Origin of the sequence: Flammeovirga kamogawensis, assembly GCF_018736065.1 — a bacterium.
In the GTDB taxonomy this organism is placed as follows: Bacteria; Bacteroidota; Bacteroidia; order Cytophagales; family Flammeovirgaceae; genus Flammeovirga; species Flammeovirga kamogawensis.
In genome coordinates this window covers 765,948-784,184 of record NZ_CP076129.1, presented here as the reverse complement: position 1 = coordinate 784,184, position 18,237 = coordinate 765,948, and the positions used below count along the sequence as shown (strand labels likewise).

The following is an 18,237-nucleotide window of genomic DNA, read 5'->3' as shown; positions in this document are numbered from 1 at the left end:
TAGACTTAATAACTTTTTTAAACCAAACAGTGTATCATTTTTAACTATTAAATTTTTATCATGCAAACAGAACAATTTGACTTTAACAAAGAGAGAGGTCTTGGAGAAAAGATCGAGTTTACTTTTAGTTTTTGGAAAGAAAACTTCAAGGTTATCTTAATAAGCATACTTACACTTGTAACACCATTTGGAATTGTTGGTGGTGGTATGACTACATATGTAACAGCTAGTATGACTAAAGGTGTTTTGACGAATCCTATGGATAGCGACCCTTTTGCTATGGTTGCAAACCCATTATTTATTATTGGTAATATTTTAATTATTTTCAGTTTTATAATGCTTACATCAGTAGGTACTGCTATAATAAAAGTTTATTTAGAAAATGAAGAATTAACAGCAACAAAAATTAGAGAAAGTGCAATTTCTAATCTAAGAAAGATTTTTGGTATATCTGTTGCGTCCTATTTTCTTATTTTTATTGGTAGTATGGCATTCTTAATTCCCGGAATTTACCTTGCTATAGGTTTTTCTCTTGCTGTACCTCTTGTAGTATTCGAGAATGCATCTATTTCAGAAGCTCTTTCAAAGAGTAGAAAATTAGTAAGTGGTAATTGGTGGTCAACTTTAGGTTACTTAATCGTAATTTCTTTCATAGCTAGCTTTTTTGGTTCAATTATATCTTTTGTTGGAGGCTTATTTTCGGGAGTTAATGCTGAATCTTTATTGTCTTCTAATGGTGAATTTTCAAGTACATATTCATTTGTACTATTAACCATTAACTTCATATCAAATTTAGTTACTCCTGTGTTTTACGTAATTGTTTATTTTGGAATTGTTGTTCAATATTTCTCTTTGAAAGAGCAGAAAGAAGCAACAAGTATCTTAAATGATGTAGAAGCAATGAGCTAATCTATATACATATATACCTCCTTTTTCTTAATAAAGAAGAAGGAGGTAGTAATACTTCACAAGATTTCAATAAAGGACTATTTAGTGTAGCATGCGGAAATATTTTCAGCTGATGATGTCATTTTTATACTTACCGTTAGGTTTAATGGCACAGGATAGAGCATTTACAGAAAACAACGTAAAGTTGTTACAAGAAGACCCCGATTTTATCTATAAATTACCCCAAAATCAAATTTCTATATGGGATCATATTGGAATGTGGCTATCAGATTTCATGTCCAATTTTTTTGATAATGATATCTATTTTGAAGGTGATTTTCTTCGTGATATTTTTTGGGTACTGATTGTCTTAATTGTCTTATGGGCAATTTATCTGTTTTTAAAATCAAATAAGTTGCTGATATTTTCGTCAGCTGATAAAATTATTAAATCAGACTTGACAAAAATTTACACTGAAAATGAGAATCTAATACCGCTATCTTCTCAATTAAAAGAGGCAATTTCTAAAAACGATTATCACGAAATAGTTCGACTATACTATCTATTAGCAATTGATAAACTAGACCAAAAGAAAATAATAAATTTAAGAAAAGTAGATCACCATAATGATATCTTACTACAACTTAAAGATGACCTCCTAAAAACTCCTTTTCATTCTATAGGAGTGTATTTTCAATATTGTTGGTATGGAGAGTTTGAAGCAAACGAGACAATATGCCATCAATTAGAAACTATGTATCAAAACTTTGAAACAGCCGTAGAACAACATGAAAAACTTTAACAAACAATACTTATTCTTGGGTATTGCTGTCGTTCTTTATCTTGTTTTGACACTTACCTCTGGTACAAAAACGGATTGGGATATTCATTATAAATCATTCGAAAGTAGTCCGTATGGAACTGCAGCCTTAACACAATTATTAAAGGCTCCAGAGGTAAAGATGGAAGTGGAAAACCTACGTCTAACACCTTATGAAATTTATGATTCTTTATCTGAGAGCTACAGTGATAATAATCTTATCATTATAGGTAATCAATTAGAATTAGATAAAGTGAGTATCGAATCAATGTTAAGAGAGGCTAAGAATGGTAGATCAATTTTACTAGCTGCAGAAGAGTTTAACCGCCTTTTAAAAGATACTTTAGGTTTTACTACAGATAATAACTATTCATCTATTCAAATAAAAGATTTTGATTTAAAGAACGGTGTGAATTTAGAGATTGACTCTGTAAGTTTAAAAACGGCAAACAATGTTGCGTATTTTTCTGATTTTGAGTTAATAAGCTCATTCAATAATTACAATACTTTTACGACTAAAGTATTGGCAAAAAATGAAAATGACACTCCCGTATTTATAAAAGTTAGCGTAGGAAACGGAGCGATTTACCTATTAAGTACACCAAAAATACTCACTAATATAGCTCTCTTAAATAACAGCAATTATAAACTAATAAGTGATATAATTACCACGTTACCAGAGGGAAAGTATATCAGAACAGAATATTATACATTAGGACGTGTTGGGCATCAGTCTTTATTTAGAGTTATACTTTCTAAACTAGGGCTAAAAGAGGCACTTCAATTACTGCTTTTATTACTACTCATTTACCTTGTTTTTGAAGCAAAAAGAGAACAACGTCCACTACCGGAAATTACACCTCTAGCCAACGAGAGTATCGGTTTTATCAAAACATTAAGCCATCTGTACGTAACTAATGGAACGAATAAATCTATTCTTGTAAAAAGAAAAAGATACCTCCTTAATCATATCAGAAACAAATATTATGTCAACTTAACTACCGATGAAATTGACCAAGATATAGTATTACTATCGCTTAGATCAGGTATTAAAGAAGAAGAATTAAGGCAGCTTTTTATAACAGTTGATAAGGAGATAACCAATCCACTAACAGACGGAGGCTTTATAAGTGCCAACAAATTAATAGACAATTTTTATTCTAAAGAAATATAAAATGGAAGAAAACGCAATCAATAACTTCGAAAATAGAATTGATACTTCATCCCTAATTCAAGATTTAAATAAGTTAAGAGAGGGAATTAGTAAAGTTGTTAAGGGGCAACAAAAAACTATAGATTTATTATTAACTGCTATCCTGGCCGATGGTCATGTTTTATTAGAAGGTGTACCAGGAGTGGCCAAAACATTAACGGCAAAAACACTTTCTATAATGATTGAAGGAGAGTATTCTCGTATTCAGTTTACGCCAGATTTAATGCCATCGGATGTAATTGGTACAAATGTTTACAATGCCGCTTCAAATACTTTTGATTTTAGAAAAGGACCTATTTTTGGAAACATTGTTTTAGTAGATGAGATAAATAGAGCACCTGCAAAAACACAGTCGTCTTTATTTGAAGTAATGGAAGAAAGACAAATTACTTATGATGGCACTAGGTATAAAATGGAAGAACCCTTTTTAGTAATTGGTACACAGAACCCAGTAGAACAAGAAGGAACATACCCTTTGCCAGAAGCTCAACTCGATCGTTTTCTTTTTAAAATAGATTTAGACTATCCAGAAGAACAAGATGAGCTAGAGGTTTTAAAAATGCACCATGAACACCAACAGCCAACACAGTTAATTATCGAAGAATTTAAGCTGAACAGAGAGCGATTAAAAGAGTTCAGAGACTTAGCAAAACAGGTAATTGTGAAAGAAGAAATTCTTGATTACATTCTTAAATTGGTGCGTATAACTAGAACAAATAAAGACTTGTATTTGGGAGCGTCTCCAAGAGCAGGAGTAGCGTTATTGAATGCATCAAAAGCTTGGGCATGTTTGCAAGGTAGAGATTTTGTTACACCAGATGATATTGCTTATGTTATAAAACCAATTTTAAGACACCGTTTAATCATGACGGCAGAGAAAGAGATGGAAGGGGAGAATATGGACCGTGTAATAGATAGAATTATTCATACTGTAGAAGTCCCAAGATAATAATACATGAAATTTTATAAGCAATTATTCTTTTCTGAACGTTTCTATCAAGTTGGAGGTATAACAGTAGTATTATTTGTACTATCTTATTTTATTCCTCTCTTATTTGGCATAACGTCGCTTTTGTTATTAGTATATGTATTACTAACGAGCGTAGATATCTATCTTCTTTTTTCTCTTGATAAAGGATTACATACCGAACGTTCTTGTGCGGAAAGATTTTCTAACGGAGAAGAGAATACGGTAACACTTTATACAGAAAATAATAGTACTCAATCTTTAGAAATAGAATTGATTGATGAAGCACCAATACCGTTTCAGTTAAGAAATTTACACTTTGATTTTAAGTTGCCTTCGGGTGATAAAAAGTCGATTACGTACACAATTCGACCTACAGAAAGAGGGGAATACTTTTTTGGAGACCTTATTTTATTTGTTAAATCAAGAATTGGTTTAGTAAGAAGAAAGGTGAAGAAAGAGCAAGAAATACAAGCAGTAAAAGTGTACCCTTCTTTTCAGAAACTTAAAAAATTCGAATTAATGGCTTTTCATACAGGCCATATGGAAGGAGGAGTAAAAAAAGTAAGAAGGTTAGGACAGCAAAAAGAATTTGATCAGATAAAAGAATACGTTGCAGGGGATGATTTCCGTTCAATAAATTGGAAAGCCACAGCACGTTCCCCTCAATTAATGGTAAACCATTACCAAGATGAAAAGGCACAACAAGTGTATGCTGTTTTAGATATGGGACGAAGTATGAAAATGCCTTTTAATGGGATGACACTTTTGGACTATTCTATTAATGCAAGTTTGGTTTTACTGCATATTGCACAATCTAAACAAGACCTTATCGGGATTTCAGCTTTTAATAGTGATAGCCAGACGACATTAAAGGCACAAAGGAAATCAGGGCAGATGCAGCATGTTTTAGAAAAACTTTATAACCTTTCGCCAAGTTATAAAGAAACAGATTTTGGGGTGATAAGTGCACATTTAAGAAGTTTAGTAAAGCAACGAAGTTTACTCATTTTCTTTACAAATATACCTCACAAAGAAAGCTTAGAAAGAAAGTTGCCTTATTTAAAAAGGTTGGCTAAAAAACACCTTTTAGTAGTCATTTTATTTGAAGATTCCGAAATAAAAAGTGCATTAAAGAAAGAAGCAGAGTCAGTAAATGATTTTTACTTAAAAGCATTGCAAGAAGAAAATATCTTGGAAAGAAGAGTTATTGCTAAAGCGTTACAACAGCATGGTATCCATACCATTTTAAGTACACCAGAAAACCTAACTGTAGATACAATAAATAAGTATTTAGAGATAAAAGCGAGGGGATTGTTGTAGACAGTTTGTGAAATTAATTTAATACATAATAAATAAGTTCAGTACTAAAATAGTAGTAGATAATTGCCGTTTACAACTCACAATAAACAAACTGACGAAATTATGCTATAATTTGACCAAAATGATTTCCTAAAATAAAGTTGTTTCAATGATCTTTATGTATCACTTTAAAGAATATTGAAATGAACAGACTACTCTTTTTAATCCTCCTATTTTTTCAAGGAGTTACGTTAAACTTATATGCACAAGACACAAATAAAAAACCAAATTTTGTAATTATTCTTGCTGATGATTTAGGGTATGCAGATGTTGGTTTTAATGGCAGTAAACAAATAAGAACACCAAATATTGATGCACTTGCAGAACAAGGAGTTCAATGTACCCAAGCATATGTTTCTGCTCCAGTATGTGGTCCTTCAAGAGCAGGTTTAATAACGGGAAGAAACCAAGTAAACTTTGGCTTTGATAATAACCCAATAGTAGATTTACCTCAGTTTGATGAAAATTATGTAGGTGTTCCTGTAGAAGAAGTAACCATTGCCGACCGACTTGCTACTCTTGGTTATACCAATGGGTTAATTGGCAAATGGCATTTGGGTGAAGCAGATCAATTTCATCCTACAAAGCGTGGTTTTCATGAATTTTGGGGATACCGAGGAGGTGGTCATAATTACTTTCCTACAAAGAAAAATGGCAAAGGTTATCCATATAAAATTGAATCTAATTTTAAAGCTCCTCAACCTATCACTTACATTACAGATGATAAAGGAGATGAGTGTGTAGATTTTATCAAAAGACATAAAAAAGATCCGTTCTTCTTGTTCGCTTCGTTTAATGCTCCACATGCTCCAATGCAAGCAACCGATGCAGATTTAGCATTATATGAAGATATCAAAGACGAAAAAAGACGTACGTATGCGGCAATGATTCACCGTTTAGATGTAAATGTAGGCCGTATCATTAAAGAATTAAAAAAGCAGAAAGTATATGATAATACGGTAATTGTATTCTTTAGTGATAATGGAGGTCCTTGTGATCATAATGCTTCTATCAACGCACCATATAATGGACAAAAGGGAATTTTATTGGAGGGAGGAATTAGAGTGCCTTTTGTTATTTCATATCCAAAACATTTAAAAAGTGGACATTACGATTTACCTGTTTCTTCGTTGGATTTAGTGCCTACTTTTGTGGATTTAGCAGGAGGGGAAACTACAAAGAAAGATAAATTAGATGGTGTAAATATTTACCCTTATATCACGAAAAAGAGACAAGGAAATCCTCATGAAACAATGATGTGGCGTTTTACAATAAGTGCTGGAATTAGAAAAGGAAATTGGAAACTGATTCGCCTACCAGATCGTTTACCATTACTTTTTAATATCGATAAAGACCCTTCGGAGCAAAATGATGTGGCAGCAGAAAACAGAGATCTTGTGATAGAAATGCTAAAAGAACTAGGAGATTGGGATATCTCATGCCCTCAAATGCTTTACATGGAAGGGAATAGATGGAGAAGAAACCAAGTAGATTTATATGATGCAGAGTATCAATTGACACAACCTCAATCTACCTCAAAGAAAATATAACTATTTTATCAATAACTATAAAACGTGATGACTAACTTTATTTGTAAACTATTCCTACTATTGATAATTACTTCTTGTACTTATCAAGAGCATCAGAAAAAGTCTTTATTTAATGGAGAAACCTTTGAAGGGTGGGAAGGTAATAACGGGGTGTTTCGAATAGAAAACGGAGCAATAATAGGAGGTAGTTTAGATAAACCTCTTAAGAAAACGCACTATTTAAATACAGCTAAAAAGTATGCAAATTTTAAGCTGAATTTGAAAGTGAAAATTATTGATCAGGATTCTTCTGCAAATGCAGGAATAAGTTTTAGAGCGTCTAGAATTCCAAATTCTCCTCATGTAGCAGCTTACCAAGCAGATTTAGGCTACGGTAGAGCAAAAGGAATGTTTAACTTCTCAGGTGAAAAAGTAAAGCCTAAAAATATGAATCAACGTTATCCGCTATGGGGAACATTGGTAGATGAATGTAGAGAAGATCATTTTAGATACCCTAAACCAAAACTCTTTCCTATCATTTTTTTAGATGTGCCTGAACGTGAGTTGGTAGAAAACACGATTAATTACGGAGGATGGAATGATATTGAAGTAATGGCTAATGGTGGAGAAATTCGAATACGTTTGAATGGAGTGGAAACCGCCAACTTTATAGAAACAGCTGATGTTGCAAAAGAGGGCTATATCTGTCTTCAGGCACATCATGGAGCTCCTTTTGAAGTACATTATAAAGACATTTTGATTACAGAATTATAAAATTAGAAGCCCTTTATTATAAAAATAATGGGGCTTCTTTTTAATTACATATTTCCTATTAATTTTTGACCGTTTTATGTTACCATTTAATTGATAATGACTTAATTATTACAACAATTCTGAAGATATTTATGTTGTAACAATGCATAAAAAAATGGTCAAGCAACACCCGATATTTTTACTATTAATTTTCTTTGTTTTATCATGTTCTCCTCCAAATAAAGAGCAGAGTAAAAGAGAAGAAATTAACCTTAAGAGAGATTGGACTTTTACTTTCAGTGAGAAAAAGGAAAGCCTACTTAAATGGTATATAAGTAGGTGGAATAGCCATAATATACAAGCTTAACATTGGACCTTTCTATTGTAATACAATGCAAAAGCAGTATCTTGAGTGGAATATCAAAAACACTACAAAAGTGAGGTTTATTCGCTTTACTTTTATATTAAAAAATAAAACACTTCCAGTATCAATTGGTGAAATAGAAGTGTACGGCAATACAAACTAAATGAAATGAAAACATACTATCAACTTTTATTATTAATCTGTGTATTTGGATTATTTTCATTCCATCAACCTAAAGGTGAGATAGAAAACACACAGAAAAATAGCATACCAGATAAAGTAGTGATTTATAAAACTATTGATAATATAGATTTAAAATTGCACTTTTTTTATCCTCCGAATCATAAAGTAACAGACAACACTACTGCCTTGTTATTTTTTCATGGAGGAGGTTGGAATGGAGGAGCACCAAGTCAACTTTATGCACAAAGTGCCTATCTAGCGTCTAGAGGTTTAGTGGTAGTTAGTGCACAGTATAGAGTTAATAAAGCCAATGGTACTTCACCTCAAGAATGCGTGAAAGATGGTAAATCTGCCATGCGATGGCTGAGGACTCATGCTACTGATTATGGAATTAATGCCGATAAAATACTTGCTGGAGGTGGTTCTGCAGGCGGACATGTAGCTGCTGCTTTAGCCACTGTAAAAGGATTTAATGAAGTAGGTGAAGATACAACAGTGAGTTGTATACCAGAAGCATTAGTATTGTTTAACCCTGCAATTCATAATGGAAAAGAAGGATATGGTTACACTAGAGTACAAGAATATTGGGAATCTTTTTCTCCTTACCATAACATTGATAAAACAACACCGCCTACTGTGATCCTATTAGGTACTGAGGATAGAGTATTTAAACCGGCATTAGCGAAAGAGTTTAAGAAAAACATGGAAGAAAATGGTGTGCGTTGTGATCTTATTTTATACCAAGATCAAGAGCATGCTTTTTTTAATAAAGACATGAATTTAGAAATGCATTATCAGACCATGATTGATGCAGATAAGTTTCTTATTTCTTTAGGCTATTTAAAAGGAGAGCCTAGAACCTTAACTTCTTTTTTAGCAGAACATAAAGAAGAAAATGCATTAAGATTATGGTACGATAAACCTGCTAAAGATTGGCAGTCTGAAGCTTTGCCTATTGGTAATGGCTATATGGGGGCAATGTTTTTTGGAGGTACAAATAAAGAACAAATTCAATTTTCTGAAGGCACACTTTGGAGTGGAGGAGCTGGCAGTAACGATAATTACAATTTTGGTGTTAGAAAAGATGCTTGGAAACATTTAGACGCAGTCAGAAAGTTATTGGATGAAGGGAAATTTGACGAAGCACATACGTTAGCACAAAAAGAGTTAACTGGGGTACTCCATAAAAGTGAAAATGATTTAAGCAGTTTTGGGGATTATGGGGCACAACAAACTATGGGCGATTGGATGATTACCGTAGACCATGCCGAAGAAGTAGAAAATTATAAACGTGTTTTAGATATTGAAAAGGCAGAAGGTTACATCACTTATAATATTGGTGATAACCAGTATAAGAGAACTTATTTTGGAGATTACCCATCAAAATTAATGGTGTATAAATTAGAAAGTGATTTACCTGAAAATTATAGTATTTCATTCCAAACACCTCACCAAAAAAATAAAGAAACGTTCAAGAAAAATCTTTACAGTTTTCAAGGAGAAGTGAAAGATAACGGGATGCAATTTGAGACTTGCTTGAAGATTGAATCAGATGGTAAGACAAAGTTTGTAGATAATAAAATTACTATCGAAAATGCTACATACGTTGTGGCGTATCATGTAGCTTCTACAGAATACCTAAATAAATTTCCAACCTATAAAGGCAATGATTTTATAACTGAAAATAAACATGTATTGCATCGTTTAAAAGAGAAATCATTTGAAGAAATACAAAAAGAACACCGTTTAGATTATCAAAATCTATATGAAAGAGTAGACTTTGATTTAGGGTACAAACAAGGGGAGGAGATACCTACAGACCAACGTTTATTGGCTTATTCTAAAGGCAATAATGATTACTGGTTGGAACAATTGTACTTTCAATTCAGTCGTTATTTAATGATTTCTTCTTCGAGACCGGGTACAATGCCAATGCATTTACAAGGGAAATGGAACAATTCTACTAACCCTGCTTGGGCATGTGATTACCACATGAATATCAATCAGCAAATGTTATATTGGCCCGCTGAAGTTGTCAATTTGAGTGAGTGTGAAGAGCCATTGAATGATTATATTGAAAGCCTTGTAGAACCGGGTAAAATTACGGCAAAAGAATTCTTTAATGCGAGAGGTTGGACAGTAAGTACAATGAACAATCCGTTTGGATATACTTCTTCTGGATGGGGATTTCCTTGGGGATTTTTTCCTGGTGGGGCAGGTTGGATTTCTCAACATTTATGGGAGCATTATGAATTTACACAAGACGAAGCATTTTTAAAAAATCAGGCTTATCCAATCATGAAAGAAGCGGCCTTATTTTGGGTAGATTATCTTACTGAAAATGAAAATGGTTTACTTGTTTCTACTCCTTCTTACTCTCCAGAACACGGTGGGATTTCTAAAGGAGCCGCTATGGATCATCAGATTGCATGGGATTTAATGAGTAATTGTATTGCAGCTTGTGAAGTACTAGAAACTGATGCAGATTTTAAGAAAGAAATTATAGCAGTAAGAAATAAAATTGCTTCTCCTACTATTGGTTCATGGGGGCAATTACAAGAATGGATGGAAGACGTAGATGATCCAAATAATAAACACAGACACGTTTCTCATCTTTATGCCTTACATCCCGGAAAGCAAATTTCTTTAGAAAAAACACCAGAATGGGCTGAGGCGACAAGAGTAAGTTTAAATGCAAGAGGAGATAACGGAACTGGTTGGTCTTTAGCATGGAAAGTCAACTTTTGGTCACGATTAAAAGATGGTGATAGAGCCTATAAATTGTACAGAAGATTATTACAACCTATCGGCTTTGGAGACGAAAGTACACATGCTTCTGGCACTTATGCCAATTTATTTTGTGGTCACCCTCCTTTCCAGTTAGACGGAAATATGGGTGGTGCTGCAGGTATGGCAGAAATGCTTTTACAGTCTCAAACAGGAACTTTAGAAATACTTCCTGCGTTGCCACAAGCATGGAAAAAAGGGAATATAAAAGGTTTAAAAGCGAGAGGTGGTTACACTGTAGATATGAGCTGGAAAAACGGAAAACTAAAAACATTAAGTATTACAGCAATTAAAAATGGTCCTTGCACTTTACTTTATAACGGTAAAAAAATTGTAAAAGATTTGGTTGCTGGTGAGACTGTGGAAGTGAAGTTTTAATTTCCTAGGTTGTATATGTAAATCAATAACCATTATTTAAATAGTATTGGTTATTGATTGTACTAGTTATAGTTTAATATAATATTGAGTTAGAAAGAAATATCATTCTATAAAAAAAGAGCCCAAAACACACTGTTTTTGGGCTCTCATTGTTAATATTACTTCTATGTACTATTTCATTATAGAATAGTAGATGATAGGGTAAGTAATATCTATAGCTGTATTTTTTGATTTATTTTTTACTGCATCTCCAGTAATATGGATATAGAAAACAACTTCTTTTCCTGAATCTCTGGCAGTTTCATAACTTGATTTTAGAACACCTAAAGCAGGTTTAATTGTTAGCGAAGGAGCAAAAAATGCTTCTTTTACTCGAATAGCACTTTTATCATTATTTATTTTTGTTTCCCCTGCTTTACAAGTTAACGTTTTTATAATATTCGATTTATCACCTTTAGCAATTGTAACTGTAACAGTACCGCTAGAATTATAGCTAAAACGATCTTTATTAAAATAGATTACCCATGGATTGTAACCCATATTTCCAGTCCAATATTTTTGATTTTGAGTTTGGATTACTCCATTATTAATACCTTTAATTTCCTTACCTGCTTTATCTTTATCAACAAAAAACTGGTCTAAAGTCATTCCTGCAAATCCACCAAAACTACCTGTTTGTTTCACTGTAGGTTTTTCTAATTCAATAGGATAATAACCTCCTGGAAAAGCAACAAAATCATGATCAAATTGAGTAGAAGAGATCCCTTTACCTCTTAATTTTACATTTAAATGCGCCCCTTGATTTTTATCTGTTTTTCCGTATTGAGCCACTAGATAATTTTTTGAAGCGGGGTCATTTTTATTGTATTGTAGGAGTCCAAAAGAAATAACTCTTTTATCCATAGAGGCAAAGAAAAAGTCTTTATGGCCCATATCGTGCAATTTATTAAAAGAACCATCTTCATGAATATCACCTGCACCTTCTATAGTACAGAAACCAAATGCACTTGAGGCAGATTGAGCCTGTGACCAATCTGTAGCTCCTAAGCCAGACAAGTTAGAATTCATAGAAACTTCTTGTGCTTTATCAAGGGTAGCAGGAGTAATTCTATTGTCAAATTTTGATTTCGTTTTTAAATCGTGTTCAATACCTCTGTCGTCTTTTAATTGAACAAGTGCACCGAGCATCGTATTTGTCTGATCAAAATCAACAAATTTTCTTGCATATAAACCTGCAGCTCTTTCATTTAGATTTAGCCAAGCCATAGAATGTTCTAAATAACCATCAGAATATTTACCTTGATGATAAACATCTTGAAGATTCGACTCATCAATGTATGGTACAGAGGCATATTTATCTTGAGCACCTTCGTATTTGTATCCACCATTAAAAGCCTTAGTGAATGTATTCCAAAGCTGTTTTAATTCTGCTTTTGTAGGGAAGTTACTCGGGAGGTTAAAAGCTACAGTTTGATTTCCTTTTTGTGCTAACGTATTATTAAGGTGAGTAAGTTTATTGACTAAAGTTTTAAGTTTATCATTCAATTTTACAAACTCTTCTCTTCCTTTTAAAGAATTACTTTGAAGGATACCTTTAACATTTTGACTAATTTTATTCGCTTCATTTTCAATGTTTATGTATTCTTTTTTTGAAGTTTGATCTACAGGTAATTGATCTAGCTTTGCATTCAATGCATCAATTTTAGTAGTTAAATCAATAGCTTTTTGATGATTTTGAGGAGTTATTGATGAATTTGATTTAGAAGAACCAGAAGTAGCATTGTTACCCGGCTTTGGTTTTGAGATTCCGTTTCCAGTTCCTGTATTGTCTTTTAATTTGTCAACTTCATCGTTGACCTTATCTGCTTTATCAGTAATTTTATGTTTTAATTCCTTTTTTCCCATTTCAGGTTTTAAAGGAGTTTCCTTCTTGTCTTTACATGAGTAAACAAGAATGGTTAAGGCTAATAAAATTGCACTAATTCTCATAAAAGTAAATTGTTAAAAATACATTAATTTTATTTCATTTATGACAATTCACGTGCTACTGCTACACAATGTTATTAACTATTATAAACAATAAAATATCAAACAATTCAGCCCTCTTTTTTAGCTAAAAATAAAATTTATTCACTTTAAATATGAGCATTTTATAGAAGGTTAATTCTTTTTTTAAAACGAATCATGAAATTAATAATGATTGTATAATGTTGAATGTTAGTGTATTGGTAGTGTTTTGAGGTGTGTTGTGATTAATATTATTCATTAAATTAATAGAGTTTTTTTACTTTTTGTTTTCATGGAAAAGTACTTCAAATATTTTCTTTTATTACTATAAATAAATTATAAAATATGTGTGGTATCTAATTAAATCTATTTAAAAAATGTCATATAAAAATATTCTTTTACTAGAAATAGTAGAAGAATTCAGACTCCATAACTTGTAAATAATCAACTTAAAAAAATATTTTTCTTGAGAGGATCAAGACTATTTACGTCGTTTTTACACATAAAATTGATGTATTTTCAGTAAAAACTACCCGATAAACTATAACGAACTGACTTTAAGTTGTATAATAAAATAATCTTACATAGATTGGAAAACCAAAAATTGGTTAACCAATAAAACTAGTATTTTTTTTACAAACAGCACACACAATTATGATTAACAAAAGTACGCTAAGAAAATGTCTTATTTTTCTTTGTATTGGCATGTTATTGCCTTTTTTAAATGCTTACTCTGAAACGTTTAGAGTAAGCTCAGATGAAGAATTTAATGCTCTTGTTTTACAAGCAGGAGATGTTGTAATCTGGGCTAACGGAACCTACTCCGATCAAAACATCCGATTTGCAGGATCGGTGGGTACGGCAAGTAACCCAATTCTTGTTAAAGCAGAGACTCCTGGCGGGGTTGTTTTTACGGGTACTTCTAAAGTAAATTTCTTTGGTAGTTATCTTATTTTAGATGGTTTTTATTGGAAAGGCGGTGAAGGGGTCAGTGATCACATTGAGTTTAGACGTAATGGCTCAAATTCTGACTTTGGAAAAAACTGTACCATTAGAAATTGTGCTTTTGATGATCTCTATACAGAAGCACCTAATAAAAGTAGATGGATTGTACTTCATGGTGAAAACAATGTTGTAGAAAACTGTTCTTTTATCAATAAAAGAAGTGCAGGAGCATGTATTTTAGTAGAGTTATCGTATGCAGCAGGGTTAACTCCCGGTCATATCATCCGTAATAACTATTTCTACAACATAACTCCTAAAGATAGTTTTTCGACAAATTCAGGTGATTGTGAAGCAATAAGAATTGGTGTAAGTTCTTATCAATCTGTAAATGCAAATGTTCTTGTTGAAGGAAATTATTTTCATGAAGCAGATGGAGAAAACGAGATCATTACTAACAAAAGTGCTAATAACACATTTTTGCACAATACATTTAGAAAATGTAGAGGCTCTTTAGTTCTCCGACATGGTGCAGGTGCTCATATCGAAGGTAACTTTTTCTTAGGAGAAGGAAAAGCGTCATCTGGTGGTATTAGAGTTAGTGATAGAGACCATGTTATTATTAATAACTATATGCAAGGTCTTAGTAATGAAGGTGATAAATGGAATAATGGAATAACTCTTGTAGGTGGAGGAGAGTCTTCTGGAGGTGCTGGAAATGGCTATCAGAATGTGGATAACATTACCATTGCTCACAATACAATCTATGCATCAGATGATCCTATCTTTTTTAACGATAGAAGTTCTTATGACCCTGTAGGAGTTATAGCTTATAATCTGATTTACAGTGAAAACGGAGCTATAATTTCGGGTGATATTGAAGGTACAGGTAATGGAATGCAATACGAAGGTAACATTTTTGGAGGTTCTACTATTGGGTTATCTGATAATGGAATTACCAATGCAAATGTTGATTTTTCTGCAGATGGAACAATCTTTAAACCTGTTTCAAATAGTAGTATTGTTGATGCAGCAGGAAGTGTTTATAGAGATCTTGTTACCATTGATATTGATGGTAGAAATCGTCCAAGTAATGGGCTTGATGTTGGTGCTCACGAAGTCAATGGTGGTAGCGGTAGTAAACGTTATCTACCAATAACTAATAACCAAGTTGGTAGTGGAATAGGAGCTTGTTTTTTAGATGCTTCAGGTACATTATTAGCATCTTGTGGTGCTGTAAATGATTATTTGACAGTAACGAATATCCCATCATTTTCTTCGGAAGGAGAAACGGTTTCAGCTGCAATAACATCAAATGTAGATTGGACTATTGAGGAAGACTTAGGTTGGGTAACTATTACGCCAATTTCAGGATCAGGAAATAGTTCTATTGCAATTACTGCCAACGAGAATACATCAACAGAAGAAAGAACAGGTAATATTGTTATTAGCGGTACAGGTGTTGATAACCAGACAATTGTTCTTAGACAAAATGGCTTTGTTGCACCAGTGAGTGTTACTAGTATAAGTGTTTCACCAGCAGAAGCATTATTGGTTTTGGGTGGTAGTTTACAATTGAATACAAGTATTTTACCTACTGATGCTAGTAATAAAACACTTAACTTTAGTAGTAGTAATTCCCAAGTGGTTACAGTAGATGCAACAGGAGAAGTTACAGCTGTTGCAGAAGGTATAGCAGTTATTACTGTTACTTCAGACGATGGTGGTTTTACTGATACTGCCGAAATTGAAGTAGTAATTCCTTCTTCAAATGATAATTTAGCATTGAATAAAACAATCAGTAGTACAGGTACAGCAGACGGAGCAAATGTAGCATCCAATTTAGTAGACGGAGATGTTGGAACAAGGTGGTCTGTTGCTGGCTTTCCTCAGTCTGCTACTATTGATTTAGGTAGTGAATTTTCTATTGACAGAACAGAACTTATTTGCTATAGTGATAGAGATTATCAATTTACAATTGAAGTAGCAAATCAAGAAGGTGGCCCTTATGTTCAAGTTGTAGATAAAACAGAGAATACTCTACCTGGGTCAGTAAATGCTCCAATAATAGCAGCTTTTCAAAGTGTATCTGCAAGGTATGTAAGGATAACTGTTACTGGGGCAGCTACTTATAGTGGTTCTTGGATAAGCATAAATGAGTTAAGAGTATTTGGTGAAGAACAAAATGTTGAAGAAATTCCAGTTACAGGAGTGACGTTAACACCTCAAAATTCATCATTGATTATAGGTGATGAATTACAGTTACAAGCAGAAGTTTTACCACTTGATGCTGATGACAAATCAATTTCTTTCACTTCAAGTAATTCATCTGTTGCTACAGTGAGTTCATCAGGTAATGTTACAGCTGTTGGTACGGGAACGACAACAATTTCTGTAACTACCGTAGATGGAAATTTTTCAGCAAATACAGAAATTGAAGTGTCTGCACCACCTACTAATAACAACTCTAACCTAGCTTTAAATAAATCAATTAGTAGCACAGGTACAGCAGATGGAGCTAATGTAGTTTCAAATTTAGTGGATGGAGATGTTCTATCAAGATGGTCAGTAGCTGATTTTCCTCAATCTGCAACAATTGATTTAGGAGGTGATTTTGCGATCGAAAGTACTGCACTTATTTGCTATAACGATAGAGATTATCAATTTACGATTGAAGTAGCAACGGAAGAAAATGGTCCTTATGTTGAGGTAGCGGATCAGACAAACAATACTCTTGGAGGATCTGTAGATACGCCAATAATAAGTACTTTTTCAAGTACAACAGCAAGGTTTGTTAGAATAACAGTCACTGGGGCAGCTACTTATACTGGTACATGGGTCAGTTTAGCTGAATTGCGTGTTTTTGGTGAAGACCAAGAAATTGAAATACCATCAATTCCTGTAACAGGAGTTAGCTTAACTTCAGAAATATCTTCTTTAGAAATTGGTAGTGAATTACAATTAACTACAGAAGTTTTACCACTTGATGCTGATGACAAATCAATTACTTATACAACAAGTAATTCATCAGTAGCTACAGTGAGTTCTTCAGGGAATGTTACAGCTGTAGGTGCAGGAACGGCAACAATTTCTGTAACTACTGTAGATGGAAATTATACTGATACAATTGATATTGAGGTTACTTCACCTGTTTCAGAGGAAGTATTTAATGTAGCTTTAAACAAAGCAATTGTTGGAACAGGTACTGCTGATGGAGAAAATACACCATTAAATTTAGTAGATGGAGATGATATTTCAAGGTGGTCTGTATCAGGATTCCCACAATCTGCTACCATAGATTTAGGAAGTGAATTTGCTATCGAAAGTACAGCACTTACATGTTATAAGGATAGAGATTATCAATTTACGATTGAAGTGGCAAACCAAGAAAATGGTCCCTATGTTGAAGTAGTGGATCAGACAGAGAATACACTGGGTGGTTCTGTAGATGCACCGATTGAAAATTATTTTGATCCAGTTATAGCAAGATTTGTAAGAATTACAGTCACAGGTGCTGCTACATATACAGGTACATGGGCAAGTTTAAGTGAGCTTCAAGTATTTGGAACCGAATCATCATCTTCAGCTAGAGTTGCTTCTTTATCTCAAGAATTAGAAGAAGTTGCATTAATTCAAAATGTATATCCTAATCCTTCTATTGATAAAGTAAACATTGATTTTGCCTCAAAAGTAGCTTATAAAATATATAACATGACAGGACAAATAGTTACGTCAGGTAATGCTACTAATTTGAAAGTAAACCTTGTAAAAGGAGCGTATGTTCTTGTAGCAATTGATGAAAATGGAAACCGAGATCAAACAAAATTAATTTGTAGATAATCAAGAGACGAAATAAGAACGACTGACACTAAGATGAGTCATCTTTTATTGTAAAGGGTGACTCATTTTAAAAATCTAAATAATAAAAATGACCTCTTAAAAATATGGATTATTAAAGAAATTATTAAGGGGAAATCATTTTTAAATAAAATCAATTTTAATGAGATAACTGCTAGTCAATAAGTTGTATAGTTAGATTTTAAT

Annotated in this window: 11 protein-coding genes; 10 read left to right on the top strand and 1 reads right to left on the bottom strand. The window is 33.0% G+C overall.

The annotated features are described in order from the left end of the window. The first annotated feature begins 60 nt into the window (after positions 1-60). The 9 genes from KM029_RS21725 (at position 61) to KM029_RS21685 (ending at position 11,244) form a co-directional block, all read left to right on the top strand. Positions 61-909, top strand: a complete 849-nt coding sequence (locus tag KM029_RS21725) for a glycerophosphoryl diester phosphodiesterase membrane domain-containing protein (protein ID WP_144075912.1) — start codon at positions 61-63, stop codon at positions 907-909. 112 nt (positions 910-1,021) lie between these two features. Then, positions 1,022-1,690: a hypothetical protein gene (locus tag KM029_RS21720; protein ID WP_144075911.1), complete on the top strand. Its 669-nt coding sequence runs from the start codon at positions 1,022-1,024 to the stop codon at positions 1,688-1,690. After that, the gene (locus KM029_RS21715) at positions 1,677-2,882 is read left to right on the top strand and encodes a DUF4350 domain-containing protein (RefSeq protein ID WP_144075910.1); all 1,206 of its coding nucleotides are present in this window, start codon (positions 1,677-1,679) and stop codon (positions 2,880-2,882) included. Before KM029_RS21720 ends, KM029_RS21715 begins: the two co-directional genes overlap by 14 nt. A gap of 1 nt (position 2,883) precedes the next feature. Beyond that, complete coding sequence (locus tag KM029_RS21710; RefSeq protein ID WP_144075909.1) at positions 2,884-3,870, top strand: AAA family ATPase; 987 nt, start codon at positions 2,884-2,886, stop codon at positions 3,868-3,870. A gap of 6 nt (positions 3,871-3,876) precedes the next feature. Further along, positions 3,877-5,211 carry a DUF58 domain-containing protein gene (locus KM029_RS21705; RefSeq protein ID WP_144075908.1) on the top strand — a complete coding sequence of 445 codons (1,335 nt, stop codon included), beginning with the start codon at positions 3,877-3,879 and terminating at the stop codon, positions 5,209-5,211. A gap of 182 nt (positions 5,212-5,393) precedes the next feature. Continuing rightward, positions 5,394-6,800 (top strand): sulfatase-like hydrolase/transferase, encoded by a 1,407-nt coding sequence (locus KM029_RS21700; RefSeq protein WP_144075907.1) that lies wholly within the window; start codon positions 5,394-5,396, stop codon positions 6,798-6,800. Positions 6,801-6,827: 27 nt separating this feature from the next. Beyond that, positions 6,828-7,553 carry a 3-keto-disaccharide hydrolase gene (locus KM029_RS21695; RefSeq protein WP_144075906.1) on the top strand — a complete coding sequence of 242 codons (726 nt, stop codon included), beginning with the start codon at positions 6,828-6,830 and terminating at the stop codon, positions 7,551-7,553. A 154-nt stretch (positions 7,554-7,707) separates the two neighbouring features. Beyond that, positions 7,708-7,899, top strand: coding sequence for a hypothetical protein (locus KM029_RS21690; RefSeq protein ID WP_144075905.1), 192 nt, complete (start codon positions 7,708-7,710; stop codon positions 7,897-7,899). A gap of 165 nt (positions 7,900-8,064) precedes the next feature. Next, positions 8,065-11,244: a glycosyl hydrolase family 95 catalytic domain-containing protein gene (locus KM029_RS21685; RefSeq protein WP_144075904.1), complete on the top strand. Its 3,180-nt coding sequence runs from the start codon at positions 8,065-8,067 to the stop codon at positions 11,242-11,244. Between the two features lie 171 nt (positions 11,245-11,415). On the opposite strand, the gene KM029_RS21680 is transcribed toward KM029_RS21685, so the two are convergent. Then, positions 11,416-13,233, bottom strand: a complete 1,818-nt coding sequence (locus KM029_RS21680) for a hypothetical protein (protein ID WP_144075903.1) — start codon at positions 13,231-13,233, stop codon at positions 11,416-11,418. A gap of 672 nt (positions 13,234-13,905) precedes the next feature. Between KM029_RS21680 and KM029_RS21675 the strand changes: the two genes are divergently transcribed. Further along, a complete protein-coding gene (locus KM029_RS21675; RefSeq protein WP_144075902.1) occupies positions 13,906-18,033 on the top strand; it encodes a chondroitinase-B domain-containing protein in 4,128 nt (1,375 codons plus the stop codon). The last annotated feature ends 204 nt before the right edge of the window (positions 18,034-18,237 follow it).

Coding starts and splice junctions, on each gene's coding strand:
- KM029_RS21725 (WP_144075912.1), top strand. CDS start 61: ATGCAAACAGAACAATTTGACTTTAACAAAGAGAGAGGTCTTGGAGAA.
- KM029_RS21720 (WP_144075911.1), top strand. CDS start 1,022: ATGATGTCATTTTTATACTTACCGTTAGGTTTAATGGCACAGGATAGA.
- KM029_RS21695 (WP_144075906.1), top strand. CDS start 6,828: ATGACTAACTTTATTTGTAAACTATTCCTACTATTGATAATTACTTCT.
- KM029_RS21680 (WP_144075903.1), bottom strand. CDS start 13,233: ATGAGAATTAGTGCAATTTTATTAGCCTTAACCATTCTTGTTTACTCA.
- KM029_RS21675 (WP_144075902.1), top strand. CDS start 13,906: ATGATTAACAAAAGTACGCTAAGAAAATGTCTTATTTTTCTTTGTATT.
- KM029_RS21700 (WP_144075907.1), top strand. CDS start 5,394: ATGAACAGACTACTCTTTTTAATCCTCCTATTTTTTCAAGGAGTTACG.
- KM029_RS21710 (WP_144075909.1), top strand. CDS start 2,884: ATGGAAGAAAACGCAATCAATAACTTCGAAAATAGAATTGATACTTCA.
- KM029_RS21685 (WP_144075904.1), top strand. CDS start 8,065: ATGAAAACATACTATCAACTTTTATTATTAATCTGTGTATTTGGATTA.
- KM029_RS21715 (WP_144075910.1), top strand. CDS start 1,677: ATGAAAAACTTTAACAAACAATACTTATTCTTGGGTATTGCTGTCGTT.
- KM029_RS21690 (WP_144075905.1), top strand. CDS start 7,708: ATGGTCAAGCAACACCCGATATTTTTACTATTAATTTTCTTTGTTTTA.
- KM029_RS21705 (WP_144075908.1), top strand. CDS start 3,877: ATGAAATTTTATAAGCAATTATTCTTTTCTGAACGTTTCTATCAAGTT.